The following is a 24,745-nucleotide window of genomic DNA, read 5'->3' as shown; positions in this document are numbered from 1 at the left end:
CATGCAGTGGTTCTGGGACCAGTACACCACCGACGAGGCCGAGCGCGCCCAGATCACCGCCTCGCCGCTGCGCGCCACCACCGAGCAGCTCACCGGACTGCCCCCGGCCCTCGTCATCACCGCCGAGGCCGACGTCCTGCGCGACGAGGGCGAGGCGTACGCCAACAAGCTGCGCGAGGCCGGCGTGCCCGTCACCGCCGTCCGCTACCAGGGCATCATCCACGACTTCGTGATGCTCAACGCGCTGCGCGAGACCCACGCCGCCGACGCCGCCATCAACCAGGCGGTCGTCACCCTGCGCACCGCCCTGCACGCCGCCTGATCACCGAGGAGCCCCGCTCATGTCCGCTTCCACCCCCACCGTCCTCCTGGTCCACGGCGCGTTCGCCGACGCGGCCAGCTGGTCCGGCGTCATCGAGGAACTCCAGCGCGAAGGTGTCGCCGTCGTGGCGCCGCCCAACCCGCTGCGCGGTCTCGCCTCCGACGCCGCCTACATCGCCTCCGTCGCCGCGCAGATCGACGGCCCCGTCGTCCTCGTCGGCCACTCCTACGGCGGAGCCCTGATCACCGTCGCCGGCACCACCGACAACGTCGTCGGCCTGGTGTACGTCGCCGCCTATGTCCTGGAGGAGGGCGAGAGCCTCGGCGAACTGCAGGGCCGCTTCCCCGACTCGCCGCTGGTGAGCAGCCTCAAGGAGTGGACGTACCCCACCGCCGAGGGCGGGACGGCCACCGAGGTCACCATCCAGGAGGAGGCGTTCCCCTCGGTCTTCGCCGCCGACGTGCCCGCCGAGGTCACGAAGATCCTGGCGGCCGCACAACGCCCGCTCGCGCTCGGTGCGTTCGGTGAGAAGGCCGCGGCGGCGGCCTGGAAGACCAAGCCGTCGTGGGCCCTGGTGGCCGGCGCGGACCGGGCCATCGACCCGGACGTGGAGCGCTTCGGCGCCGAGCGCGCCGCGGCGACCGTCGTCGAGATCGAGGGTGCCTCGCACGCCGTCGCCGTCTCCCAGCCGAAGGAAGTGGCGCGGATCATCCTCGACGCGGTGCGCGCCACCGCCTGAGCAGGCGGGGACGACGTGGACGCTCGCCCCGGCGGATGCGGTCCTGCCGGCCATCGGCAGGGCCGCTTCGGCGGTCCGCTCGGGGCCGGCTCAGCGCCGGGCCCGTCCACCGGACCGTCGGTCCGCGGCACCGGCCCGCACCGCACCGGGAAGCTTCTCCGGCGACCGCTTCACGGGGAACCGCGGATCGTCCTGGAGCCGCTCGGTGTTGAGGTCGTCGACCGCGCCCCGGGCGTCCCCGATCGTGGCGTAGTCCACGGCGACGAAGTTGACCGGTCTGTCCCGCCGCCGCTCGCAGTCGTGCGCCCGTTCCAGCACCCGCTGCCGGGAGTTGACCGTACCGGCGTCCAGCCGCCGGCCGCCGCCGGCCGTGACGAAGTGGTTGAGCAGGAACAGCCGCTTGTCCGTGCCGCCCCGGTGGGGCAGACAGGTCATCGCGTCGGGGCTGCGGAAGGCGAACGGCGTCTCCATGCCGTACCCGTAGAAGTTCCGGTACCACGGGGCGGGACCGTCCGCCTTCTCCGCGAAGACCACCAGGCGCCGGCCACGGTCGATCATGTCCTCGAGCTTCGGCCACGGGCGGTCCGGATCGGGATCCGGCGCGTACAGCAGACCGGAGAGTCCGGCCTGCTCGAAGGCGCGCTGGGTGGCCACGGCGTCGACTCCGTCCTGCACGATCAGGGTGACGATCTCCGAAGGATGAGCGCGCAGCCAGTCGCCGATCTGACGCAGCGTGGGCGTCAGTTCCAGCGCGCCCGCGCCGCACACCGAGTGGCACAGCCACAGGCCCGGGTGCGGCGGGTTCACCCGCCCCAGGATGCTGGTGAGCTGCCGGCGCAGTTCCGGGGAGAACTCGGAGGTGCTCAGCCGGGCCGCGACCTCCTCGGGCCGCTCCCAGCGGTGCGTGTCGAGGAGCAGGGCGCGCACCCCGGCGTCCAACTGGCCGACGATGTCGGGATCCTGCAGCGGGCCGATGAAGCGGTCCGCGGTCGTGGCCATCGCGTTGTGCGCCGCGAGCTGGGCGATCTCGTCGTAGCGGGCGTCGCACAGCTCGGTACTGCCCTGGCAGATCCGCGGGGAGGGACCCGTCAGCGCAACCGGGGCGAACACCGTCCCGGCCAGCGCGCACGCCGACACGACGACGGTCAGCGCCGGCCCGTGCCGCGGGTCGGTGAACACCGGCACCGTCGGCCTGGTCTGCCACACCCAGGCGACGGTGATCAGCAGCGCTCCCGCGGCCAGCAGGATCACGGCGACGACGGTGGCCGTGGTCAGCAGCCGGTCGAGAGCGGTGGCCTGCACGTCGGCGAGGAGACGGGCGGCCGTCGGCGGCCACGACGCCGGCGCCCGGAAGAGCGCGTCGCCCAGCGTGAGCCGGAGGACGAACACCGCGAGGGCCGTGAGCGAGGCGGCGGCGGCGAGCACCCAGCCCAGCGGCATCAGGCGCCGCTTGACGGGGGACGGCGTGGAGAACCACAGCAGCGAGAGCGCGGCCGCGCACAGGATCACGGCGGCCGGCTCCACGACCGCCTGGAACAGGCGCGTGACCGCGCGTGCCCGGTGCACCGGGGCCAGTTCGTCGCGGGACGGATCGACGCGCACGGTGATGACCCAGGTGCCGTCGCGCGCCTCGCGCAGCAGCTCCGCGGCGGTCGCGCGGACCTGGTCCGTCAGGGCGACCGGCGCGAGTGAGGCCAGTGCCGCGGCCACGTCGCCCCGGTCCAGGGCGGTCTCCAGGGTGGGCCCGAGGCCGGCGCGGGCGTCCCGCGGCACCAGCCGCAGCAGGGCCTGAGTGGCCGTGACGGCCTGGTCGTGGGAGAGCGGCAGCGTCGGCAGGTCATCGAGCGGTGCCTCGCCCGCCACCACCTGCGCGGCCACCTCGGACAGGCGTTGCACGAAGGCCTGGAAATCGGGCTCGGCACGCTGTTGCAGTGCGGCGACGGCATCACCGAAGTACGCCTGGCTGAGCCTCTCGACGTTCGCGACGACGGGTTCCAGGTCCACGGTGACGCGCAGCCCGTCGCGGTCGCCCTCCAGGTAGTGGATCACCTCGGCGATCTGCCGGTCGCTCATGGTCCGCAGCGTCTCCGGCGGAATCACGACCTTGAGGTTCGAGGTGATGGTGGACTCCGGGACGGGCAGCCGGTCCAGCAGCTCCTGGGTCAGGGGCGTGCTGTGCGGATCGACCAGCACCTCGTCGTAGAACCGCTGGTAGGCGTGCTCGTCCTCGAGCACCCGGCTGTAGAACGAGGGGTCGAGCACGGTGCTCCGCACGACGGCTGCCGCGGCGAGGACGGTCAGGCTCAGCACGGCCACGGTCCAGACCAGCACCTGGACCCATGTCGAGCGGCGAACCAGTCCTTCCATGGCCCCCATTGTCGTTCCCGCCGGCCACCCGCCACCCACCGGCGCGGTCCCGTGTCGCCGGCGGCGGGCGCGCACAGTGCCGTCGTCCCGCACGCGCGAGGGGCGGCGGGAGAAGAACTCCCGCCGCCCCTCGCGCGTATGCGCCGTCCTGCGGATCAGACCGCCGGGGCCGGGTACGTCGGGTACTCCACCCCGGAAACGTGCTGGACGACGCGGACGACCTGGCAGGAGTAGCCGAACTCGTTGTCGTACCAGAGGTAGAGGATGGCGTTGTCGCCCTCGACCTTGAGCGCGCCGGCGTCGACGATCGAGGCGTGGCGCGAGCCGATGAAGTCGCTGGAGACCGCGTCGGGGGCGCTGATGAAGTCGATCTGGCGCTTGAGCGGCGAGGTCAGCGACACCTCGCGCAGGTGGTCGAGGACGTCCTCGCGGGTCGTCTCACGGGCCAGCTGGAGGTTGAGGATCGCGATCGAGACGTCCGGCACCGGGACGCGGATCGAGCTGCCGGTGATCTTCGCCTTGAGGTCGGGGAGCGCCTTGGCGACGGCGGAGGCGGCGCCGGTCTCGGTGATGACCATGTTCAGCGGCGCCGACCGGCCGCGGCGGTCCGACTTGTGGTAGTTGTCCAGCAGGTTCTGGTCGTTCGTGAACGAGTGGACGGTCTCCACGTGGCCGCGCAGCACACCGTACTCGTCGGCCATCGCCTTCAGCGGCGGCACGATCGCGTTGGTGGTGCAGGACGCGCAGGACAGGATCTGCTCGTCCGGCTTGATCGTGTCGTGGTTGACGCCGTGCACGATGTTCGGGACGTCGCCCTTGCCCGGCGCGGTCAGGACGACCTTGTCGATGCCGGGGCGCAGGTGCTTCGACAGGCCCTCGCGGTCGCGCCACTTGCCGGTGTTGTCGATGAGGATGGCGTTCTTGATGCCGTACGCCGTGTAGTCGACCTGCGTCGGGTCGTCGGCGTGGATCACCTTGATCGCGTTGCCGTTGGCGACGATCGTGCTGTTGTCCTCGTCTACGGTGATCGTGCCCTGGAACTGGCCGTGCACCGAGTCGCGGCGCAGCAGCGAGGCCCGCTTGACGAGATCCTGGTCGCCACCGCCCCGGACGACGATGGCGCGCAGCCGCAGGCCGTTGCCCGAGCCGGCCTTCTCGATGAGCAGGCGGGCGACGAGGCGGCCGATGCGGCCGAAGCCGTAGAGGACGACGTCGCGCGGCTCACGGCGGTCGATCTTGTTCGCTCCGGTGGCGCCGGCGACGGCCTCGGCGGTGAACTCCGCCACCGACAGGCCGCGGTCGTCGTCCTTGTAGGTCGCGGCCAGCATGCCGATGTCGATCTGCGAGGGACCGAGGTCGAGCGTGGTGAGGGCCTGGACGAAGGGGAGCGTCTCGGTGACCGACAGCTCCGCACCGGCGATCTGCCGGGCGAAGCGGTGCGTCTTGAGGATGCTGACCACCGACTTGTTCACCAGGGAGCGGCTGTGCAGCAGGACGGTGACGTCCCGCTCGCGGTGCAGCTTCCCGATCATCGGGATCATCGATTCCGCGATCTCCTCGCGGTTCTTCCAATTGGTGAACGAGTCGTCGTTGACAGTCACGTCTCTATCTTTCGAGCTAGGCGGCGCTCATATGCTAACCCCACCGCCCCTATGATCGATCAAGTGGGCCCCTCGTCGATCAGATGAGTGCCGGATCACGCCCGATCCGGTCCGCCGCCGGCCGGGCCGGAGGACCGGGGTGAACGCCCTGAACCGGCGGCCGGTGTGCGGGCTTGCCCGGATCCCGGCGGCGGCGAACAGTGGTGCCATGCACTCGACACGGGTTACCCGCCACGTGAACGCCCCGCGTGCGGCCGTGTACCGCGCGCTGCTGGACGCGGACGCCGTCGCGGCCTGGCGGACGCCGGACGACATGACGGCCCGGGTCCACACCTTCGACGCCCGGGAGGGCGGCACCTTCCGTGTGTCGCTCACGTACGAGGCGGCGACGGGCACCGGAAAGTCCGGCGCGCACACCGACACCTACCACGGGCGCTTCGCGCGGCTCGTGCCCGACGAACGGGTCGTGGAGGTGCTGGAGTTCGAGTCGGCGGACCCCGCCTTCGCCGGCACCATGACGATGACCACCACGCTCGCCGACGTGGCCGGCGGCACGGACGTCACCGTGGTCCACGAAGGGCTGCCCGACGCGGTGCCGGCCGTGGACAACGAGACGGGCACCCGCATGGCCCTGGCGAAACTGGCCGCGCTCGTGGAGGCCGCGGGCCGGCCCGGCTGAGGGACGGCCCGCGGCGGCACCGCCGTCAGCGCCCGGCGCCCCAGGTGTGGGCGACGTCCACCACGACGCGGCCGTCCAGGACCAGCACCCGGAACGGCAGCCGCGCCCGCACACCGAGCCCGATCTGCGTCTCGCCCTCGAAGCTGCCGGCGAAGCGGGTGTCCCGGAAGGTGCGGTAGCCCGCGAGGTCCACACCCGGCAGCGGCCGGCCGGCCCGCCCGGGATAGGTGGGAGCGCCGGTCTCGGGCCGGTATCCGGGTGCGGCGACCCGGATCTCCAGGACGGCTCCGCCGCCGACCGCGATCGGGCGGCCCGAGCCGTCCTGATGGAGCCGGTCGACGTACCGGACCCGGTAGCCGAGACCGCCGGCGCGCGCACCCGGCACGTCGACGGTCATCCGGTCGAAGCACGTGTGCCGGCCGGTCCTGACGTCCCGCACCGGCACGGTCGTCGCGGTGGCACGGGACTTGGCGAGGCTGCCCCAGCCGGTGGGGCAGGCCGTGATCCGCGTGGTGGCGGCCGGGGCGGCGTCCGCCGCGACCGCGGCCGTCCCCAGGGCGCTGCTCGTGAGCAGGGCCGCGATCAGTACCGCACTGGTTCGTCGCATGATGTCCCCCCGAGGTGAACATGTTCGGTTATGGGTGAGACAGCCCGATTGCCCAAAAGGTTGCGGTGCTGCGGGCATGGACCCCGAACATGATTGCGCCGTGGGCGTTCGGGTACGCGAGCCTGGACCGCGCTCGTGCCGATCATCCGCGCGGGCCCCACCCCACCGCCGCTACCAGGGAATCTGCCATGGAGACACCCGCGAACGACCACCCGACCACGCCCGCCCAGCGGGCACTGGACGCGCTCGCCGAGAACACCGAGAACACGGCGGCGCTCGACACCCTCGCGAGCAGTGACGTGCTCGTCCCGGTACCGGACGACGCGAACGAGCAGGACGCCGCCGACCCCGGGATGCTGGCCCTGCCGGTGCTGGAGCAGCAGGGGGGCCGCCAGGTGGTGCCCGTGTTCACCTCGGAGCTGGAGATGGCCGACCTGCTGCCGTACGTCTCGCGCTACCGCATGGTGCCGCTGGGCGCACTCGCCGCGCAGTGGCCGGCCGACGACCTGTCGCTGTCCATCGACGCCGGCTCGGAGCACCGCCTGACGCTCACGTCGGACGGTGTGCGCACCCTGCTGGCGCGTCCCTAGGGATGCGGGAGCCGGCCCGCCCCCGGACAGCACGGGACACCGGGCCGGCCCGCCTCCGGCGACGAACGGCTAGTGGTCGCCCAGCATGCGGGCCAGTACGGACCGCTGCAGCGGCAGCACCTCGGCGTGCAGGTCGCGGCCCTTGCGGGTCAGGGCGACCCACACACCGCGCCGGTCCTCCGCGCACATGGAGCGCTCCACCAGCCCGTCCTTCTCCAGCCGGGCGATGAGCCGGGACAACGCGCTCTGACTGAGGTGGACCCGGCCGACCAGGTTCTGCACCCGGCACTGGGAGCCTTCCTCCGGCGCCTCGGCCACCAGTATGTCGAGCACCTCGAAGTCACTCGCGCCCAAGCCGTGCGGGTGCAGCACGCGGTCGATCTCGCACATCGTGCGCGCGTGCACCGAGAGGATCTCCCGCCACCGTTCCTCGAGCCGCGCCCCGGCCGTCTTGGCTGCCATACCTGCACGGTAGCACCGGACGGACCGTTCGTTGATCGTGCAACTACTGCGGGTGCAAGGAACGGATCGTTCCGCCCTTCCCCGGCAGGACCGCCTGGGTCGACTTGCGCCTCACCAGTTCCGCCGGGAGGATCACGGCCGCCGGGTCCTCGCCGCCGATCTGGGCCGGCAGCCCCCGGACCATCTCCGCGCTGATCCGGGGGCGCGAGCGCTACGGCGGCCACCCGGCACTGGCGCTCCGGGCCGTCCACAACGAGCACGGCGTCCCCGTCTCCGCCTGCTACTGCGACTCCTGTGCCGCGCACTTCCGCCGCCGGCTCGCGACGACGTACGGCACGGTCGACGCCGTCAACGAGACCTGGGGCAGGCCCGCCGTCTGCCGCCACCGCCGCGGCGAGGGCACCGCCTGGTACGTCTCCACCCGTACGCCTGGACGGCTGGACCTCCCTCCCCGGCCCCCGGGGAGGAGACCGGTACCGGACACGGCGGCGGGAGTCCCGGACAGCGGAGCCCCCGCTGCGGGACAGTGGAGGGACACGGCACGGAAGGCCCGGAGGGAGGGCGAGATGCCGAGGACTCCCGCGCACACCACGCGTCTCGACATCCTGGAGTGGCTCAAGGATCCGGTCGCGCACTTCCCGCCGCAACGCCGCCCGGACGCCCTCGCGCACGGCGTCGGCGCGGACCTCGTCGCCGCCCGGCTCGGCGTGCCCCGCCGGGTGGCCAAGAGGCACCTGCGCCTGCTCGTCGCCCTCGGCCTGCTGCGCACCAGCAGAATCCGCCGGCGCACCTACTACCGGCGCGACGAGGTCCGGATCGCCGAAGTGGCGCGCATGTTCGAGAAGGGCTGGTAGCGCTCCGCCCCCGGACCCCGCACCGCTCCCGAAGTGACCCGGACGGGGGCCCGGCGTTAGGCTGGCCGACAGCCGCGCCGGTGCGCGCGGCGCGGCGGTGGGGCCCGCCGTACCCGAACCGCGGCAGATGCCGCCAACGGTCCCTACTTGCGAACGGGGGCACCCCCATGCCCGGCGAGTAGGAGACGCACGACCATGACAGCCCCGGACACGGACAGCCTCGGCGGTGTACGCCCCGCCGCGCCCCGGCGCCCGGGCCTACGCACGCAGGCGCCGGTCGTCGCGGTCGTGGCGCTCGGCGGCGGCATCGGCGCCACCGCCCGCTACGCGGTATCCCTGGGCTGGCCCACACACACCGGCGGCTTCCCCTGGGCCACCTTCTGGGTCAACGTCACCGGCTGCGCGGTGATCGGCGTGTTCATGGTCGTCATCACCGACGTGTGGGCCGCCCACCGCCTCGTGAGGCCCTTCTTCGGCACCGGCGTGCTCGGCGGCTTCACCACCTTCTCCACCTACGCCGTCGACAGCCGGCAACTGTTCGCCACCGGCCACACCCGCACCGGCCTGGCCTACCTCGCCGCGACCCCGCTCGCGGCCCTCACGGCGGTCGCCCTCGCCGCATGGGCGACCCGCCGCGTCCTGAAGCGGAGGCAGCCATGACACGGCTCACCGGCAGCGCCCTGCGCGTGACCGTCCTCGTCGGCGAGAGCGACACCTGGCACCACCGGCCCCTGTACTCGGAGATCGTCCACCGGGCCCACCGGTCGGGCCTCGCCGGCGCGAGCGTCTTCCGCGGCATCGAGGGCTTCGGCGCCTCCTCGCTGATCCACACCACCCGGCTGCTGTCCCTGAGCGAGGACCTGCCGGTGGCCGTCGTCATCGTGGACACCGAGGAGCGCGTACGGGCCTTTCTGCCGCAGCTCGACGAACTCGTCACCGAGGGCCTGGTGATCCTCGACGACTGCGAGGTCATCCGGTACGCCGGCCGCGAGGAGGTACCCGGGGGACCGGGTGGGACGGACCCGAAGGGTAAGAAGTCGTCGTGAACTGGCTGCTGGTCGTCGCGGGTGCCATGGTCGGCGCCCCGCTCCGCTACCTCACCGACCGCGCCGTGCAGTCCCGGCACGACTCGGTCTTCCCCTGGGGCACCTTCACGGTGAACGTCGCCGGCTCCCTCGTCCTCGGCGTGCTGACCGGCGCGGTGCTCGCCGGAGCCGCCTCCTCCCACCTCCAGCTGCTGCTCGGCACCGGGCTGTGCGGCGCCCTGACGACGTACTCGACCTTCTCCTACGAGACGCTGCGGCTGACCGGGACGGGCGCCCGCCTGCACGCCGCCGCCAACGTCGGGGCGAGCGTGGCGGCCGGCCTCGGCGCGGCCTTCGCGGGGGTGACGCTGGCCGACGCGCTCTGGGCGTAAGACGCCGCGTTGACCTGCGTGTAGTAGGACTGGCCCGTCCGCGACCGTCGTCCCGCGCCCGTCCCGAGCAGAACTGGATCCCATGAGCGTCATCAGCATCGGCCAGGCCGTCGTCCTCGGAGCCGTCGAGGGGGTGACCGAGTTCCTGCCCGTCTCCTCCACCGGCCACCTGAAGATCGTCGAGGGGCTGATGGGCATCCCCGTCGACGACGACGCCGTCGTGGGTTTCTCGGCCGTCATCCAGGTCGGTGCGATCGCCGCCGTGCTCGTCTACTTCTTCAAGGACATCGTGCGGATCGTCTCCGCCTGGCTGCGCGGTCTGAGAGACCGGGAGGAGCGCTACCACCACGACTACCAGTTCGCCTGGTGGGTCATCCTCGCGACCGTCCCGATCGTCGTCGTCGGCCTGGCGGCCAAGCCGCTGATCGAGGGGCCCCTCGCCTCGCTGTGGGTGGTCGCGGGCTCGCTGATCGCCGGCAGCGCCGTCATGTGGGTGGCGGACCGGACCGGCCGGCACAAGAGGGGCGAGGACGACACGTCGTTCAAGGACGCCATGCTGGTCGGCGGCTCCCAGATCCTCGCCCTGCTCTTCCCCGGCTTCTCCCGCTCCGGAGCCACCATGTCCACCGCGCTGATGCTCGACCTCGACCGGGTGGCCGCCACCCGGCTCTCCTTCTTCCTCGGCATCCCCGCCCTGACCGGTGCCGGTCTGTACGAGCTGAAGGACGCCCTCGGCACGGGTGCGGGCGCGGCCCCGCTGGCCGTCGGCACGGTCGTGTCCTTCGGTGTGGCCTACGCCTCCATCGCCTGGCTGCTGAAGTTCGTCACCAAGCACTCCTTCGACGCCTTCGTGATCTACCGGATCGTGGTCGGCGTCCTGCTGTTCGGGCTGCTCGGCACGGGCGTGCTGCACAGCTGACCGCCGCGCCGGTGCGGGACGGCCACGCGCCTCAGCGGGCGTCGCGCAGCGGCTCCCCGACCCTGCGCATGTGGCGCAGCGCCTCCCGGTGCGAGGCGAGCAGTCCGGTCTGGTGGTAGGGGACGCCCAGCTCGGCGCAGTACCGCTCGGTGATGACCTGGGCCCTGGCGAGGGCGGGCGTCGGCATGCTGGGGAACAGGTGGTGCTCGATCTGGTAGTTGAGGCCGCCCATGAAGGCGTCGACGAACGCGCCGCCCCGCACGTTGCGGGAGGTGAGGACCTGCCGGCGCAGGAAGTCGAGCCGCGTGCCCTCCTCGATCATCGGCATGCCCTTGTGGTTGGGCGCGAAGACCGAACCCAGGTAGATCCCGAACAGGCCCTGGTGCACGGCGACGAAAGCGAGCGCCTTGCCGGGGGAGAGGACGGTGAACAGGCCGCCGAAGTACAGGACGAAATGGGCGACGAGCAGTGTTCCCTCCAGCAGCGGCCGTTTCATCGACGGGCTGCGCAGCGCCTTGAAACTGCTGAAACTCAGATTGAGTCCTTCCAGCGTCAGCAGCGGAAAGAACAGGGCGGCCTGGTGCTTTCCGATGAACCGGGGAAGGCCCGTGGCCCTGCTCGCCTGACGCCGTGACCAGACCAGGATGTCGGGGGAGACGTCCGGGTCCTTCTCCTCGTGGTTGGGATTGGCGTGGTGACGGGTGTGCTTGTTCATCCACCAGCCGTAGCTCATGCCCAGCAACAGGTTGGCCACCAGCAGACCGCCCGCCTCGCTCGGGCGTCGGCGTGAGAAGACCTGCCGGTGGGCGAGGTCGTGGGCGGCGAGCCCGAGCTGGCCGAAGACGACGGCCGCCGCCACGGCGACGGTCAACTGGCTCCAGCTGTCCCCCAGGACCGTGAAGGCCGCGACGACGCCGGCGAGCGCGAGGGCGACGGCCCCGAAACGCACCGTGTAATACAGCGGGCGCCGCCGCAGCAGCCCCGCGTCGGCTATGCGCCGTGACAGTTCGGAAAAGTCGCTTCCCTTTTCGCGTCCCTTTTCCTCGTCGCGGGCGGGTGACGTCTCGATGAGCACCGTTGGATTGGCCATACGCTCCAGTATGTGAACGGCCGTCCGCCCGCAGAATGACGTCTGCCCCCGAAAAGGGGTGCAGCTAACCCCACCTCCCGGACGCCGGGGCGCACCCGGAGGGAAGATGGTGACCATGAGTACGCCGACGACCTTCCAGCCGGTCCTGGAGCGCATCGCCGAGGAGATCGAGCGGACCCCCGGCAGCGGCCGGCCCGCCGACTACATCCCGGCGCTGGCCGCCTGCGACCCGCGCCGCTTCGGCATGGCCGTCGCCGAGCCGGACGGCACCGTGTACGGCGTGGGGGAGTGGCGGGAGCCGTTCTCCGCGCAGTCCATCACCAAGGTCTTCACCCTCGCCCTCGACCTGTCCCGCGAAGGCGACGCCCTGTGGGAGCACGTCGGCCGCGAACCGTCCGGCAACCCGTTCAACTCCCTGGTGCAGCTGGAGTACGAGAACGGCATCCCGCGCAACCCGTTCATCAACGCGGGCGCCCTGGTCGTCACCGACCGGCTGCACACCCGTACCGGCGACGCGGCGGGCGAACTCCTCGCCTTCCTGCGTGCCGAGAGCGGCAACCCGGACCTGACCTTCGACGAGGAGGTCGCCGCGTCCGAGACGGCCCACGGCGACCGGAACGCCGCCCTCGGCCACTTCATGGCGTCCTACGGCAACATCGACAACCCGGTGCCGGTCCTGCTGGAGCAGTACTTCCGCCAGTGCTCCGTCGCCGCGTCCTGCGCCGACCTCGCCCTCGCCACTGGGTTCCTCGCCCGGCACGGGGTCCGCGCCGACGGCACCCGGCTGCTGAGCCGCAGCCAGGCCAAGCAGGTCAACGCGGTGATGCTGACCTGCGGCACGTACGACGCGGCCGGTGACTTCGCCTACCGGGTCGGCCTGCCGGGCAAGAGCGGGGTCGGCGGCGGCATCATCGCGGTCGTGCCCGGCCGCTGCACGCTGTGCGTGTGGAGTCCCGGCCTGGACGAGCGGGGCAACTCGGTCGCCGGGGTGGCGGCTCTGGACCGCTTCACGACGCTGACGGGACTGTCGGTGTTCTGACCCGGGCCGACGGCCGGCCGGTCAACCCCGCTCCACCCGCCCGACCTTGAGCCGCAGGGCCAGCGCCATGGCGCCCGCGCCGAGCCCGGCCGCGCCCAGGATCGCGCCGGTCTCCGGCCAGCCCGGCTCGCCCGGGGCCGGCTCCGCGCTCGCCGCCGCGGGTGCGGCCTCGGGGCCCGGCCGCGGCCGGGTGCCCCCCGGCAACAGCGAACCGACCGGGTCCACCCGCCCGGCGGCGCCGAAGCCCCAGTCGAGCAGCGCGCGGGCCTCCTCGTACACGGCGTGGCCACCACCCTCCTGAGGATTCATCACGGTCACCACCAGGGTGCGGCCGTCGCGCCGGGCGGCGGCGACGAGCGTGTTGCCGGCGCTGCTGGTGTAGCCGTTCTTGATGCCGATCAGCCCGGGATAGGGCTCCACCCCGTCCGCACCCGTGAGCAGCCGGTTGGTGTTCATGATCCCGTACGCGTCCCCGTCGCCGTCGGGGAACATCGCGTCGATCCTGGCGCAGTACCGCGCGAAGTCCGGGTTGCGCAGTCCCGCCCGCCCGAAGACGGCCAGATCGTAGGCAGAGGAGACCTGGCCCGGCGCGTCGTAGCCGTCGGGTGAGCGCACGTGCGTGTCGCGGGCCCCGAGGGCACGCGCCTCGGCCTGCATCCGGGCGGCGGTGGCGCTCCAGCCGCCGACGAGCGAGGCGAGGACATGGACGGCGTCGTTGCCGGAGTTGAGGAACACGCCGTTCCAGAGGTCGGAGACCCGGTACGTGTGGCCCTCCACGACGCCGACCAGACTGCTGCCGGGCCCGATGTCCGACAGTTCCCCGGTACTCACCCGGTGGCTGATGCCGCCCGGCAGGACCGGCAGCACCGTGAGCGCGAACAGCGTCTTGAGGGTGCTGGCCGGCGGCAGCTTGCGGTGCGCGTCGTGCGCGGCCAGCACCTCGCCGCTGCCGGCGTCGGCCACCACCCAGGACAGGGCGGAGACATCGGGGACCTCCGGCGCGCCGGGGCGGAGCCGGGCCTGGGTACCGGAGCGGTACAGCAGGGACGGCTGCGGTGCCGTGGCCCGCGGCCCGCCGGGCGTACCGGGGTCCGGCACCATGCGGGCGGCCGCGGCGGCGGGCATGAGCGTCAGCAGGCCCGCCACACAGAGCACACAGGTGGACCGAGTCGCCCGGGATGAGAATCCGATAGTCATACCGCAAACGTAGGAATGTGTCCGCGCGACGCCACGCTGCCCGGGCCGGGCCGCGCCCGCGAGCACCCGGATGGCCGTAGCGACCCGGGACGCGGCGGACAGGTCGCCGGTCGGCCGTCAGCCGGCGGGCAGGGTCGGCTGGACGCGCCGCAGGAACGTGGCGTTGTCCGGCGTCCGGCGCATCTGTTCGAGCAGTGTCTCCATACCGGAGTGCCCGTCCCGGGTCACCAGGGCCCGCCGCAGGCCCCGCACGGCCGTCGACTCGGCGGTGGAGAGGAGGAGTTCCTCGCGGCGGGTGCCGGAGCCGGTCAGGTCCACGGCCGGGAAGACGCGGTGGGAGGCGAGCTCCCGGCTGAGCCGCAGCTCCATGTTGCCGGTGCTCTTGAGTTCCTCGAAGTAGAAGTCGTCCGCGCGCGAGCCGGTCTCCACCAGCGCGGTGGCGAGAACGGTGAGCGAGCCGCCCTCCTCCGCCTTGCGGGCGGCACCGAAGAACCGCTTCGGCCCGATCAGCGCCCCGGCGTCGACACCGCCGCTGAGCGTGCGGCCCCCGGAGGCGGCGGCGTTGTTGTGCGCCCGGCACAGCCGGGTCAGGGAGTCGAGGAGGATCACGACGTCCTCGCCGGCCTCGACGAGGCGCTTGGCCCGCTCGATCACCAGGTCGGCGAGGGCGATGTGGTGCTTGGCGCTCAGGTCGAACGTCGAGGCGTACACCTCGCCCCGCACGGAACGCCGCATGTCGGTGACCTCTTCGGGCCGTTCGTCGAGCAGCACCACCATCAGGTGTGCCTCGGGGTGGTTGCCGGCGACGGCGGCGGCGAGCTGCTGGAGCAGGACGGTCTTGCCGGTCTTCGGCGGGGCGACGATCAGCCCGCGCTGGCCCTTGCCGACCGGGGCGATCAGGTCGGCGACGCGCCCGGTCAGGCCGGCCGCGGGGTGTTCCAGGCGCAGCCGTTCGTGCGGGTGCAGCGGGGTCAGGTCCCGGAAGTGCCGTCGGCCGCCCTGCCCCGCGGGCGTACGCCCGTTGACCCGGACGACGTCGGTCAGGGCGCGGCGGTCACCGAGGACGCCCTCGACGAGGTCGCCCTTGCGCAGGCCGTGCCGGCGGATCAGAGCGGGGGAGAGGGCCGGGTCGGACGGCTGGGGCAGCAGGTCTCCGGTGCGCAGGTGGCCCTTGCCTCCCGCGTCGACGTCGAGGACGCCGGAGGCGATCTCGGCCGGGGACTGCTGCACAGGGGGGTGTTCGAGTGTGGTGGTCATGGTGTTCGGTCCTTTCACGGACGCGGGCATGAGACATGCGGAAGGAAGAAGCAAGGGGGAGGAAGCCGCGCAGGGGGCGGACGACACCCTGGGGACGGCGGGGAACGGCACCTCGGACTTCAGGGGAAAGACCCTGCTCACGAGGTTGGGCCGAGAAGCGGACGCGCCGGTCGCATCAGGACGGGCGGGTCGGCGAACCGAAGGGAGAATCGCACCGGCGCCCGAAGAAACCCAACGAAGGCGAAGGGGGGCGTGCACAGGTGCTGCTCGGACTGTACCACTACGAGCGGTGATCTGGTGGGAAGACGGGACGGCCTCACCGCCACACCCTCCACAACGCGGACGGCGCCGCGCGTATTCCGTGCAGGCCGACGCCCCGCCGGTCGCGGCGCCCGGCGGGGCTCGGGACGTCACGCGCCCGTCAGGCGCTCCGGGCCTCCTCGGCGATCCGCTCGAACTGCGCCGCCATGGCCGCCTGCAGCGCCTGAGCGCCCGACAGCGGGCGCACCATCACGGTGAGTTCGTCGATGCGGCCGGCCTCGTCGAGGTGCAGGAAGTCGCAGCCGCTGATCTCCCGGTCGCCGACCCGGGCGCCGAACATCAGCGCGTGGTCACGGCCGTCCGCCTCGCCGATGACCCGCTCGTACCGGAAGTCCTCGAAGACGCGCTCGACCGCGCGCAGGATCGCCGCCGTGATCGCCTTGCCGTGGTACGGCTTGAACACGACCGGGCTGGTGAAGACCACGTCCTCGGCCAGCAGCGCCTCGACGGCGTCCATGTCGTGCGCCTCGACGGCCGCGCGGAATGCCTGCATCGTCCCTCCCTATTAAACTATTTGAATAAATGCGGAGTAGAGTAGCCACTTCTTGCTAGCGTGTCGACATGTCTCTGAAGTACGCCGTCCTGGCCGCCCTGCTGGAGGGCGAGGCGTCGGGTTACGAGCTGTCCAAGGTCTTCGACGTCTCGCTCGCCAACTTCTGGCCCGCGACACCCCAGCAGCTCTACCGGGAGCTGGACCGCCTCGCGGGGGAGGGGCTGATCGAGTCCCGGACGGTGCCGCAGGAGCGCCGGCCCACCAAGCGCCTGTTCTCGCTGACGCAGGCCGGCCGGGAGCGGCTGAGCGCCTTCGCCGCCGAGCCGACCCGGCGCCCCACCGCCGTCCGCGACGAGTTCCTGATCAAAATGCAGGCCATGGACGGCGTCGACCCCGGGGAGGTCCGCGCGCTGGTCGAGGAGCGCAGGTCCTGGGCCCTGGGCAAGCTCGCCCGCTACGAACGCGTCCGTGAGCGCCTCCTCGACGGCCGCACGGAGGAGGAGTACCTGCGCGACGCGGACCGCGTCGGCCCCTACCTCACGCTGACCGCCGGGATCACCTTCGAGCAGGACAACGCCCGCTGGTGCGAACGCGTTCTCTCGGTGCTGGAACAGCGCGCTCCCGCGGGCCCGGCCCGGCAGGCCCTAGGCTGACCGGATGTTCAGCCCCGAAGGCCCCACCCTGCGCGAACTCGCCGTCCAGGCGCTGTCGTCGGTCGAGCGCGGCTACGACCTGCTCGCCCCGAAGTTCGACCACACCCCGTACCGCACGCCGGACCGGGTCCTGGACGCCGTGGCGGCGGCGCTGGAGCCGATGGGGCCCTTCGGCACCGGACTCGACCTGTGCTGCGGCACGGGCGCGGGCGTGCGCGTCCTCGGCCGGGTGTGCCGGGAACGGGTCACGGGCGTCGACTTCAGCGCGGGCATGCTGGCGGAGGCGCGGGGGCGCTCCGTGCCCGAGGGCCCCGAGATCTCCTGGGTGCGCGCGGACGCCCGCGCCCTGCCGTTCGGGCCCGTTTTCGACCTCGTGGTGAGTTTCGGCGCGTTCGGGCACTTCCTGCCCCGCGAACTGCCGGACCTGTTCGCCCAGGTGCGCTCCGTGCTGCGGCCGGGCGGCTGCTTCGCCTTTCCCGTCGGCGCCCCGCCCCGCCCCGGCTCCCGGGCGTACTGGACGCTGCTGGGCTTCGACACGGCGATGCGCGTGCGCAACGCGCTGTGGAAGCCACCGTTCGTCATGTACTACCGGACGTTCCGGCTCGGCGACGTGGGCCGCGAGCTGGCGCGCACCGGATTCCGGGTCGACCTGCACGCCCTGCCCGGCTTCGGGCTCCGGCCCGACGGCAGCCCCCGCGCCCGGCTGGTCGTGGCCCGGCGGCTGCCGTGAGCGGCGACTGCCCGGTCAGCCCGCCGCCGGCAGGGTGAACTCGTAGACGAGCGCGTCCCGCTGGGAGTCCACCACCAGATCGGTGATCTCCAGCGGGCGCGCGTACTGGTCGTGCACCCGCCGGGTGACCCGGACCGCCGGGGTGTCCGCGAGCCGGGTGATCGTGTCGCGGTGGTGCAGGGCCAGCCCTGCCCTGCGCATCCAGTCGTAGGCCCGTCGCAACTGGGCGGTGGCGGAGCCGTCGGCGCGGTCGCGGTACCGGGCCAGCTCCTCGACCTCGGCCAGTGCCACGGCGGAGAACGAGGTCACGGCCGTGCGCCGGCCGGTGCCGTCAGGGGTCGCGGACAGATAGTGGTGCACCAGGGTCGGCCGGCCCGGCGCCAGCCCCAGCGCCGCGGCGTGCTCCGGCGGCGGGGCCTCCCAGGCCACGGTGGCCCGGTCGCCGGTGCACGGCTCGGCCGCCCGGGCGCCGACCGGGAAGGCGAGGGACGCCGGGCTCTCGGCGGGCGGCCCCGGCAGGGTGACATGACTGCCGCGCCGGTCGGTGGCGACCAGGCCCTCCCGGCGCAGCACCTCCAGGGCCTGGCGCACCGTCTCCCGGCTGACCCCGAACCGCTCGGCCAGCTGCCGCTCGCCCGGCAGCCGCTCACCGGGCGGGACGGTCCCGTGTCGCAGCTCGTCGAGCAACTGGGTGGCGACCCGCCAGTACAGGGGCGAAGGCGCGGGGCGGAGAGGGTCGTCGTGCGGGGTGGTGCGGGCCATGCCGGACCCTCCTGTGGGTGACGTACGGTAGCCGTGCGGGCTCGGTGCGCCACCAGAACTACCATTGGTCTAAACCAGTAGGGAAGTGCGGCCCGCCGGTTCGGCCGAAACCGGCCGCACCCGCGGGCGGCCACCACCCCTCGCCACGGGGTCGGGCGCCCCCTCACAGGGCGCTGTACAGGGCCTCCACCAGCGCCATCTTGCGCGGGTCGTCGGCGATGTGCGGCCCCATGCGGTTCATCGCATAGCCCAGTGAGACCCCGGCCTCGGGGTCCGCCAGCCCCGAGGACCCGCCGAAGCCGTCGTGTCCGAAAGCCCGCGGATTGGGCCCGTAGGAGCCGTTCGGGCCACTGAGCCACAGCCCGAGCCCGATCTCCGTCTCGTGGGCGAAGCCGGCGCCGAGGACCAGGTCGCGGCAGGCGCCCTGCCCCTCGCGGACCCGCTCGGCGGCCTCCGGGGACAGCAGGCGGTGGCCGCCGTACGAGCCCCGGCCCGCGAAGATCCCGTACAGCGCGGCGACCGCGCGCGCCGTACCGTGCCCGTTGGCCGCCGGGATCTCGGCGGCCCGCCACGCCGCCGTGTTGGCCTCCGCCGCCCCCACCGGGGGGTTGGTCAGCGCGGCCAGGGCCGCGGGTGCCAACTGGGCGAAGACGGCGGCCTGTTCGCTGCCGGACGCGGCGCGTGGATGCACCAGCTCGGCCGCCCGCCCCGCCTCCCGCTCGGGCAGTCCGATGGTGAAGTCGATCCCGAGCGGCCCGGTCACCTCGCGCGCGAGGAACGCCCCGGGCAGCAGCCCCGACACACGCCGCACGACCTCGCCGACCAGGTGTCCGTAGGTGATCGCGTGATAGCCGGAGCGGGTGCCGGGTTCCCACCAGGGCTCCATGGCCGCCAGCCGGGCGGTGGTCTGCTCCCAGTCGTACAGCGCGGCCACCGGATGCGGTTCCCGCAGACCGGGCAGGCCGGCGCGGTGCGACAGCAGATGCCGTACGAGCACCTTGTCCTTCCCCGACGCGGCGAACTCGGGCCAGTAGGCGGCCACCGGCGCGTCGAGGTCGAGCAGTCCGCGGTCGGCGAGGATGTGGGCGCACAGGGCGGTCGGGCCCTTGGACGTCGACCACAGGTTGACCACCGTGTCCCGCTCCCAGGGGCGGGTGCGGGCCGCGTCGGCCCAGCCGCCCCACAGGTCCACCACCGTCGCGCCGTCGACGGTGACCGTCACCGCGGCGCCCAGTTCCCCCCGCTCCCGGAAGTTCTCCTCGAACGCGCTGCGCACCGCCGCGAAGCGGGCGTCGCAGCGGCCGTCGACCGGTGCCTCGTGCTCTGCCATGGGCCCTCCGTCGTACGCCGGAAACCGGGCCGCGATGTCACGGCCCGGCCCCGAAGAACGTACCGACTGGTCGGACCGGACGGAAGCCCGCGGACACGGCCCGCCCGGGCTCAGGCGTACGAGCGCAGCCAGCGGAGCTTCGCGGCCTCCTGGAAGGGACCGCCGCCCTCGTGGTCGTTGAAGTCGTACACCTCGATCGCCTTGTCCTCGTGCGCCCACGCGTTGAACGCCGCGAAGACGGTCGACGGCGGGCAGGTCTGGTCCTCGAGTGCCGCCGAGAACAGGGCGGGGGCCCGGCCGCGGGCCGCGAAGTGCACGCCGTCGAAGTAGGACAGCGTGCGCAGGGCGTCCCCCGTGCGGCCGCGGTGCGTCTTCAGGTACAGGCCCACCTCCCGGTACGGGTGCCGGTCGGTGAGCGTCACCGCACGCGGGAAGTCGCACAGGAACGGCACGTCCGGCGCGACGGCCGCCAGGTCCGGCACCAGGCCGCCGACCGCGATCGATATGCCGCCGCCCTGGCTGCCGCCCAGCGCGACCGTGCGCGCCGGGTCGGTCAGCGGGTGCGAGCGCGCCGCCTCGACCGCGCGCACCGCGTCGGTGAAGACGCGCCGGTAGTAGTAGTTCTCCGGGGCGTCGATGCCGCGGGTCATGAAGCCCGGGTACGCGGGCGTGCCGCCGACCGGGTCGGCGGTCCCGCCACCGCCGCCCCAGGCACTGCCCTGGCCTCGGGTGTCCATCACGAAGTGCGCCCGGCCCGTGGACGCCCACAGCAGGTGCTCGTGCGGCAGCCCACGCCCGCCGCCGTACCCGACGAACTCCACCACCAGCGGCAGCGGCTCCTCGGCCGCGGCGGGCAGGATCAGCCAGCCCTTCACCGGGTGACCCCCGAACCCGGCGAACGTCACGTCGTACACCCGCACCGTGGACAGTCCCGTGTCGACCGGTTCGAAGCGGGCGTCGAGGTCGTGCGCGCGGGCCTCCTGGAGGGTCTTGCTCCAGAACGCGTCGAAGTCCTCGGGCTCGGTGGACTCGCTGCGGTGGGCGCGGAGTTCCTCGAGCGGAAGGTCGAACAGGGCCATCGAGAACCGCCTTTGCGGGGAGACAGTGCGGGGCCGTACGGATGATCACACCGTACGTGAGTGGTCGGACGACTCGCCAGATCCCTCCGGGGCCCGGCTCGGCACCGACGCCGCGCCGCAACCGGATGACGCGCCGATCCGCTGGTCAGCAGGATTCCCTGGTCCCGGGGAGCGGCCACGCCGGTCGCCGGATCACCGGTGACCGGCCCAGGTGGTCGGGTCACCCGCGCCTGGAGCCGGCCGCCGGCCGTGCGGGCGAAGCCGTCGGCGTCAGGCCCGGCGGTGTGTCCACTGCGGTTCCGTACGCGCCCAGTCGCGCTCCCACTCGGCCATCCGGCGCCGCAGCGCCGTCCGGTGGACGACGCACTGCGCGAGGAGGACGGTGAGGGCGGCGCCCAGGGTCGTGAACGCGCCGACGGTGACGGTGTGCTCCCAGACCGCGGAGTCGCCGGCCGGCGGCGGCACGCTCCGGCCCTGGGTGTCGAGCCACACGGCGATCACGTCGCCCTGCCTGGCACCGGCCGGGACACGGCTCGTGGTGGTCTGCGTGTCACCGTCCGGCGTGGTCCAGCGCACGGTCGCGCGGTACGACTGCCCGCCGGTCTGCACCGACGACAGGCTGTCCGGGGTCCGGTCGATCACCGTGGCGTGCACGCGGTGGCGCTCGGCGCGCTGCTGCGCCGCGACCGTCTGCGCCTGGCCGTGGGCCCACAGGGCCGCGGCAGCCCCCAGCAGCGGAGCGCCGACGACCAGCAGGACGGCGACGACCAGCGCGGTCCACGCCTCCACGACGTCCGACCGGCGCCGCAGCGGATTGCGCCGCCAGCGCCAGCCGCGCACCCGGGTTCGCATGTCGACCTCCTCGCGGTCACCGCGACCGGAGGATGCGACGAGCGGCCGTACGGGGTGGGCCGCCGCCGTCTCCGCATCGCGTCACGCGTGCGCGTGCCCCGCACAGGTCCGGTACCCCGTCCGGCGGGTCTTGCTCACCGCCCACCACGTCGCTCACGCCGAGTCGCCGGACGGCCGTTCCGTGCCGCCGCCCAAGTGCCCAGCCCACGCGCGGGGAAACACGGCCCGGACACGGCCCGCTCCCGCGGCCCCCGCGGTCAGCCGAAGCGCTCGATACGGATCCGGTCCACCGGCTGTCCCGCCGCCACCAGCAGCCGCGAGGCGTGCTCCGCGAAGGAGTTCGAGCCGCACACGTACGCCTCCCAGCCTCCGGCGGGCGGGTCGGCGAGCAGGGGCGCCAGGTGCGCGGCGGTCAGCCGTCCCACCGGCGTCCCCTCCGGAGCGCTCCGGGTGAACACGGGCGTCGTCTCCGGCCCGAACTCCCGCGCGTAGATCAGCTCCTCCGGGCTGCGCGCCGACACCAGCAGCCGCACCGGCACCGACAGCCCCCGTGCCCGGTGGTGGCGCACCATCGACATGAGCGGCACCACGCCGGAGCCGGCGCCGAGCAGCAGCGCGGGCCGGTCGCCGGGCCAGGCGAAGAAGCCGCTGAGCGGGCCCCGCACCTCGATCCGGTCGCCGGGCCTGGCCACCGTGTGGAACCAGCCGGACACCTCGCCGTCGGCCACATGGTCGAGGGTCAGCTCGATGTGCCCCGAGTCGTCGGGCGCGGACGCCAGGGAGTAGTGGCGCTGGGCCACGTACCCGTCGGGCGCGGTCAGCCGCAGCATCAGGTGCTGGCCAGGTACGTGCCCCGCCCAGCCGGGGACCGCCAGCCGGAAGGTGGCCGCGCGGGGCGTCTCGCGGCGGATCTCCGTGAGCGTGGCCGTCTGCCACGTCCCGGCCACCCGGCCGTCCACCTCGATGCGCCCGGGCACGGCGAACCGCGTCGGGGGAGTGAAGGCGGGTGTGCTGTGTGTCGTCGCCGTCTCAGTCACCGGAGTACCGCTGCTCCTCCCAGGGATTGCCGCGCGCGTGATAGCCGTTCTGTTCCCAGAAGCCCGGCTCGTCGTGGTCGAGGAGCTCCAGGCCCGCGATCCACTTGACGCTCTTCCAGAAGTACAGGTGCGGCACCACCAGCCGCGCCGGACCGCCGTGCTCGGGGGCCAGCGGCTGCCCGTCGTACTCCCACGCGATCCACGCGCGCCCGCCGGTCAGGTCGGCCAGCGGCAGGTTCGCGGTGTAGCCGGTGTGCGCGTAGGCGACGGCGTGCGTGGCGGACGGCAAGGGGCCGGCCGCGTCCAGGAAGGCGTCCAGGGACACGCCCCCGAACCGCACGCCGAACTTCGACCAGCCGGTCACGCAGTGGATGTCGCCGGCGTACGCCGAGGCCGGCAGCCGGTCGGCGTCGGCCCGGTTCCAGGTGCGGGGCCGGGCCACCAGTCCGCCGATGCGGAAGGACCAGTCGTCGGGGGCCAGGTCGGGCGTGACCTCGGCGGACAGCACGGGCCAGTCGTCGCCCGCGTCGTACTGGCCGGGCGGAAGTCCCGGCCGGGCGGAGCGTGCGCGCCCGGTGAAGCCTCGGGTGGTGTTCATGCGGCGGGGCCTTTCGGCCGACGGGGAGGGGCTGCCCGCGGTCGGCGTGATCAGTGCGTACGCGGTCAACGGTACGTGCCTTCGGGCGGGACCTCAGACCGGGTCCTCGCCGGGCCCGGCGTCCTGCCACGCGTTGTACCGCTCCAGATACGCGGCGAAGCGGATCAGGTCCTCCTCGGACCAGTCGGCCAGCCGCTCCCGGAACGCGGTCCGGCGGCTCTCCGTCACCTGCGCCAGGATGCGCCGGCCGGCGTCCGTCAGATGCAGGACCTGGACGCGGTGGTCGTCCGGGTCCACGCGCCGCTCGACCAGCTCGGCGCGCTCCAGCGCGGCCACCTGCCGGCTCACGGTGGACTTGTCCAGGGCGTAGTGGGCGGCCAGGTCGGTGGCCCGGCACCCGTCCCGCTCCTCCAGATGCCCGAGCAGCGTGTACGACACCAGCGACAGCTCGGGGTGCATGCGCCCCGCCGAGGCGCGGGCACGGCGGGCAAAGGCCGTCATCTCCCGCTGGATGGTCTCCACGGCCGTGTCCGCCGCGCGGGCGCCGGGGGTGACAGTGGTCTCATCGGACCTCTCGGCTGCCGTCACGGATCCTCCCTCGCAGTTCGGTTGTATAGTACAACTTGAAGTCGTAGTTGTATAAGCCAACCATTGGAGGATGCGGGCCGATGAGGTCGCACGCCCTGCGCCATGTGCTCACGCACCTGATCACCCCGCTGCTGATGTGCGTCGGCATGGGGCTCGCGTACATGGGGGCCTTCGTCACCCCCGAGCCGAACCACCTGCCCGTCGCCGTCGTCGGCTCGGGTCCCGAGGCCAAGGTGCTCGCCCAGACGGTCAAGGACGGGGGCGGTGACGCGCTCGACGTCCGGACCGTCCCCACCCGCTCCGAGGCCGTCGACCTGCTCCGGCACCGTGACATCACCGGCGCCTACGTGCCCGGCGGCGAGGCGCCCGAGGTCGTCGTGGCCACCGCCGCCTCCGACATGGGCGCCATGGCCGCGGAGAAGGTCTTCACCCCGCTCGCCGAGCGGCAGGGCGTCCCGCTGAAGGTCACCGACGTCGCCACCCCGGTCGACGACGACCCCACCGGGCAGGGGCTGTTCTTCCTGCTGATCGCGGTCAGCATCGGCTCCTACGCCTCCGTGGCCGCCCTCGGCGCCGCCGGGTCCGCGCTGCCGATGAGGATCCGCGCCCTGCTGACGCTCGGCGTCTCGGTCGTCGTCAGCGGCATCGGCGCCCTGCTCGCCGGACCCGTGTTCCACCTCGCGCACCACGACCTCGCCGGCCTGTGGGGCATGGCCTGGCTCTACGCCGCCGGCATCCTGTTCATCGGCGTCGGCCTGCACACCTTCCTCAAGCGGTGGACCACGCTCGCCATGATGGTGCTGTTCGTGATGCTCAACTTCACCACCTCCGGCGGCCTGTTCCGCCCCGAGCTGCAGAACGGCTTCTTCGGCACCCTGCACGCCTTCTGGAACGGCGCCGGCTTCGTCGAGGGCACCCGCAGCCTGCTCTACTTCGACGGCGACGGACTGGGGCGCAGCGTCTGGACCCTGGTCGCCTGGCTGCTGCTCGGGCTCGTGGTGACGGGCGTCGCCGCCCTCCGCGAGCGGGTCGGCGCGCCCGCGCCGGCTCACCCGAGGCACGCGAGGCCGGACGGGGAGAAGGCGGAACCGGCCGCCGGCGAGGAGGCGGCGGAAGAGGCCGACGAAGAGGCCGAGGAGACCGTCGCCGTCTGATCGTTGGG

28 protein-coding genes and 1 pseudogene are annotated in these 24,745 nt (G+C 73.0%); 14 read left to right on the top strand and 15 right to left on the bottom strand.

Going from position 1 to position 24,745, the window contains the following annotated elements; translation table 11 throughout:
• Both IEZ05_RS30450 and IEZ05_RS30445 read left to right on the top strand, forming a co-directional pair.
• A partial coding sequence (locus IEZ05_RS30450; protein ID WP_189233497.1) for an alpha/beta hydrolase fold domain-containing protein occupies positions 1-322 on the top strand: 322 nt, incomplete at its 5' end.
• 19 nt (positions 323-341) lie between these two features.
• Entirely contained in the window at positions 342-1,061 is a 720-nt protein-coding gene (locus IEZ05_RS30445; protein WP_189233496.1) for an alpha/beta fold hydrolase, read from the top strand.
• Between the two features lie 90 nt (positions 1,062-1,151).
• Here IEZ05_RS30445 and IEZ05_RS30440 read toward each other — a convergent pair whose 3' ends face one another.
• Complete coding sequence (locus IEZ05_RS30440) at positions 1,152-3,428, bottom strand: PI-PLC domain-containing protein (RefSeq protein ID WP_189233495.1); 2,277 nt, start codon at positions 3,426-3,428, stop codon at positions 1,152-1,154.
• A 155-nt stretch (positions 3,429-3,583) separates the two neighbouring features.
• Positions 3,584-5,029, bottom strand: a complete 1,446-nt coding sequence (locus IEZ05_RS30435; protein ID WP_189233494.1) for a glyceraldehyde-3-phosphate dehydrogenase — start codon at positions 5,027-5,029, stop codon at positions 3,584-3,586.
• Positions 5,030-5,237: 208 nt separating this feature from the next.
• On the opposite strand from IEZ05_RS30435, the gene IEZ05_RS30430 reads away from it, so the two are divergent.
• On the top strand, positions 5,238-5,708 hold the full coding sequence (locus IEZ05_RS30430) for an SRPBCC domain-containing protein (RefSeq protein ID WP_189233493.1): 471 nt from the start codon (positions 5,238-5,240) through the stop codon (positions 5,706-5,708).
• Between the two features lie 25 nt (positions 5,709-5,733).
• Here IEZ05_RS30430 and IEZ05_RS30425 read toward each other — a convergent pair whose 3' ends face one another.
• Positions 5,734-6,315 (bottom strand): AMIN-like domain-containing (lipo)protein, encoded by a 582-nt coding sequence (locus IEZ05_RS30425; RefSeq protein WP_189233492.1) that lies wholly within the window; start codon positions 6,313-6,315, stop codon positions 5,734-5,736.
• 188 nt (positions 6,316-6,503) lie between these two features.
• Here IEZ05_RS30425 and IEZ05_RS30420 point away from each other — a divergent pair, with 188 nt between their 5' ends.
• Complete coding sequence (locus tag IEZ05_RS30420) at positions 6,504-6,905, top strand: SseB family protein (protein WP_189233491.1); 402 nt, start codon at positions 6,504-6,506, stop codon at positions 6,903-6,905.
• 69 nt (positions 6,906-6,974) lie between these two features.
• Here IEZ05_RS30420 and IEZ05_RS30415 read toward each other — a convergent pair whose 3' ends face one another.
• A complete protein-coding gene (locus tag IEZ05_RS30415) occupies positions 6,975-7,367 on the bottom strand; it encodes a MarR family winged helix-turn-helix transcriptional regulator (RefSeq protein WP_189233490.1) in 393 nt (130 codons plus the stop codon).
• A gap of 209 nt (positions 7,368-7,576) precedes the next feature.
• Here IEZ05_RS30415 and IEZ05_RS30410 point away from each other — a divergent pair.
• The 6 genes and pseudogenes from IEZ05_RS30410 to IEZ05_RS30385 all read left to right on the top strand — a co-directional run.
• A pseudogene (locus tag IEZ05_RS30410) lies at positions 7,577-7,732 on the top strand (beta-galactosidase); the annotation flags it as partial.
• 201 nt (positions 7,733-7,933) lie between these two features.
• Positions 7,934-8,221 (top strand): ArsR family transcriptional regulator, encoded by a 288-nt coding sequence (locus tag IEZ05_RS30405; RefSeq protein WP_189233511.1) that lies wholly within the window; start codon positions 7,934-7,936, stop codon positions 8,219-8,221.
• Between the two features lie 195 nt (positions 8,222-8,416).
• Positions 8,417-8,881, top strand: a complete 465-nt coding sequence (crcB, locus tag IEZ05_RS30400; RefSeq protein WP_189233489.1) for a fluoride efflux transporter CrcB — start codon at positions 8,417-8,419, stop codon at positions 8,879-8,881.
• A complete protein-coding gene (locus tag IEZ05_RS30395; protein ID WP_189233488.1) occupies positions 8,878-9,267 on the top strand; it encodes a DUF190 domain-containing protein in 390 nt (129 codons plus the stop codon). Before crcB ends, IEZ05_RS30395 begins: the two co-directional genes overlap by 4 nt.
• Positions 9,264-9,638 (top strand): fluoride efflux transporter FluC, encoded by a 375-nt coding sequence (locus IEZ05_RS30390; RefSeq protein ID WP_189233487.1) that lies wholly within the window; start codon positions 9,264-9,266, stop codon positions 9,636-9,638. Before IEZ05_RS30395 ends, IEZ05_RS30390 begins: the two co-directional genes overlap by 4 nt.
• Before the next feature lie 82 nt (positions 9,639-9,720).
• Positions 9,721-10,557 carry an undecaprenyl-diphosphate phosphatase gene (locus tag IEZ05_RS30385; RefSeq protein ID WP_189233486.1) on the top strand — a complete coding sequence of 279 codons (837 nt, stop codon included), beginning with the start codon at positions 9,721-9,723 and terminating at the stop codon, positions 10,555-10,557.
• Between the two features lie 31 nt (positions 10,558-10,588).
• Here the strand turns inward: IEZ05_RS30385 and IEZ05_RS30380 are convergent, their stop codons facing one another.
• On the bottom strand, positions 10,589-11,647 hold the full coding sequence (locus IEZ05_RS30380; protein ID WP_189233485.1) for a fatty acid desaturase family protein: 1,059 nt from the start codon (positions 11,645-11,647) through the stop codon (positions 10,589-10,591).
• Between the two features lie 115 nt (positions 11,648-11,762).
• On the opposite strand from IEZ05_RS30380, the gene IEZ05_RS30375 reads away from it, so the two are divergent.
• On the top strand, positions 11,763-12,686 hold the full coding sequence (locus tag IEZ05_RS30375) for a glutaminase (RefSeq protein WP_373298874.1): 924 nt from the start codon (positions 11,763-11,765) through the stop codon (positions 12,684-12,686).
• Between the two features lie 21 nt (positions 12,687-12,707).
• On the opposite strand, the gene IEZ05_RS30370 is transcribed toward IEZ05_RS30375, so the two are convergent.
• The 3 genes from IEZ05_RS30370 to IEZ05_RS30360 form a co-directional block, all read right to left on the bottom strand.
• Positions 12,708-13,883, bottom strand: coding sequence for a D-alanyl-D-alanine carboxypeptidase family protein (locus IEZ05_RS30370; RefSeq protein ID WP_189233483.1), 1,176 nt, complete (start codon positions 13,881-13,883; stop codon positions 12,708-12,710).
• A 117-nt stretch (positions 13,884-14,000) separates the two neighbouring features.
• On the bottom strand, positions 14,001-15,140 hold the full coding sequence (gene rho / locus IEZ05_RS30365; RefSeq protein WP_189233482.1) for a transcription termination factor Rho: 1,140 nt from the start codon (positions 15,138-15,140) through the stop codon (positions 14,001-14,003).
• Between the two features lie 421 nt (positions 15,141-15,561).
• Positions 15,562-15,954, bottom strand: coding sequence for a nuclear transport factor 2 family protein (locus tag IEZ05_RS30360; protein ID WP_189233481.1), 393 nt, complete (start codon positions 15,952-15,954; stop codon positions 15,562-15,564).
• Between the two features lie 68 nt (positions 15,955-16,022).
• Here IEZ05_RS30360 and IEZ05_RS30355 point away from each other — a divergent pair, with 68 nt between their 5' ends.
• Both IEZ05_RS30355 and IEZ05_RS30350 read left to right on the top strand, forming a co-directional pair.
• Positions 16,023-16,607 (top strand): PadR family transcriptional regulator, encoded by a 585-nt coding sequence (locus IEZ05_RS30355; RefSeq protein ID WP_189233480.1) that lies wholly within the window; start codon positions 16,023-16,025, stop codon positions 16,605-16,607.
• A 4-nt stretch (positions 16,608-16,611) separates the two neighbouring features.
• Complete coding sequence (locus IEZ05_RS30350; RefSeq protein ID WP_189233479.1) at positions 16,612-17,337, top strand: class I SAM-dependent methyltransferase; 726 nt, start codon at positions 16,612-16,614, stop codon at positions 17,335-17,337.
• 15 nt (positions 17,338-17,352) lie between these two features.
• On the opposite strand, the gene IEZ05_RS30345 is transcribed toward IEZ05_RS30350, so the two are convergent.
• From IEZ05_RS30345 to IEZ05_RS30315, 7 genes are all read right to left on the bottom strand, one after another.
• Positions 17,353-18,099 carry a GntR family transcriptional regulator gene (locus IEZ05_RS30345; RefSeq protein ID WP_189233478.1) on the bottom strand — a complete coding sequence of 249 codons (747 nt, stop codon included), beginning with the start codon at positions 18,097-18,099 and terminating at the stop codon, positions 17,353-17,355.
• A 163-nt stretch (positions 18,100-18,262) separates the two neighbouring features.
• Positions 18,263-19,429, bottom strand: coding sequence for a serine hydrolase domain-containing protein (locus IEZ05_RS30340; protein ID WP_189233477.1), 1,167 nt, complete (start codon positions 19,427-19,429; stop codon positions 18,263-18,265).
• 110 nt (positions 19,430-19,539) lie between these two features.
• Positions 19,540-20,508, bottom strand: a complete 969-nt coding sequence (locus IEZ05_RS30335; protein WP_189233476.1) for an acetylxylan esterase — start codon at positions 20,506-20,508, stop codon at positions 19,540-19,542.
• Positions 20,509-20,778: 270 nt separating this feature from the next.
• Positions 20,779-21,360, bottom strand: coding sequence for an Rv1733c family protein (locus IEZ05_RS30330; RefSeq protein WP_189233475.1), 582 nt, complete (start codon positions 21,358-21,360; stop codon positions 20,779-20,781).
• 257 nt (positions 21,361-21,617) lie between these two features.
• Positions 21,618-22,397, bottom strand: coding sequence for a ferredoxin reductase (locus IEZ05_RS30325; protein WP_373298873.1), 780 nt, complete (start codon positions 22,395-22,397; stop codon positions 21,618-21,620).
• On the bottom strand, positions 22,390-22,995 hold the full coding sequence (locus tag IEZ05_RS30320; protein ID WP_189233474.1) for a sulfite oxidase-like oxidoreductase: 606 nt from the start codon (positions 22,993-22,995) through the stop codon (positions 22,390-22,392). The genes IEZ05_RS30325 and IEZ05_RS30320 overlap by 8 nt, the downstream gene beginning before the upstream one ends.
• 93 nt (positions 22,996-23,088) lie before the next feature.
• Positions 23,089-23,583 carry a MarR family winged helix-turn-helix transcriptional regulator gene (locus IEZ05_RS30315; RefSeq protein ID WP_189233473.1) on the bottom strand — a complete coding sequence of 165 codons (495 nt, stop codon included), beginning with the start codon at positions 23,581-23,583 and terminating at the stop codon, positions 23,089-23,091.
• An 80-nt stretch (positions 23,584-23,663) separates the two neighbouring features.
• On the opposite strand from IEZ05_RS30315, the gene IEZ05_RS30310 reads away from it, so the two are divergent.
• The gene (locus IEZ05_RS30310; RefSeq protein ID WP_189233472.1) at positions 23,664-24,737 is read left to right on the top strand and encodes a hypothetical protein; all 1,074 of its coding nucleotides are present in this window, start codon (positions 23,664-23,666) and stop codon (positions 24,735-24,737) included.
• The last annotated feature ends 8 nt before the right edge of the window (positions 24,738-24,745 follow it).

Source organism: Streptomyces flaveolus (assembly GCF_014648815.1).
GTDB classification, from domain to species: Bacteria; Actinomycetota; Actinomycetes; order Streptomycetales; family Streptomycetaceae; genus Streptomyces; species Streptomyces flaveolus.
Note: the sequence above shows the minus strand (reverse complement) of the source record. Positions and strands in the feature narration are given on the sequence as shown.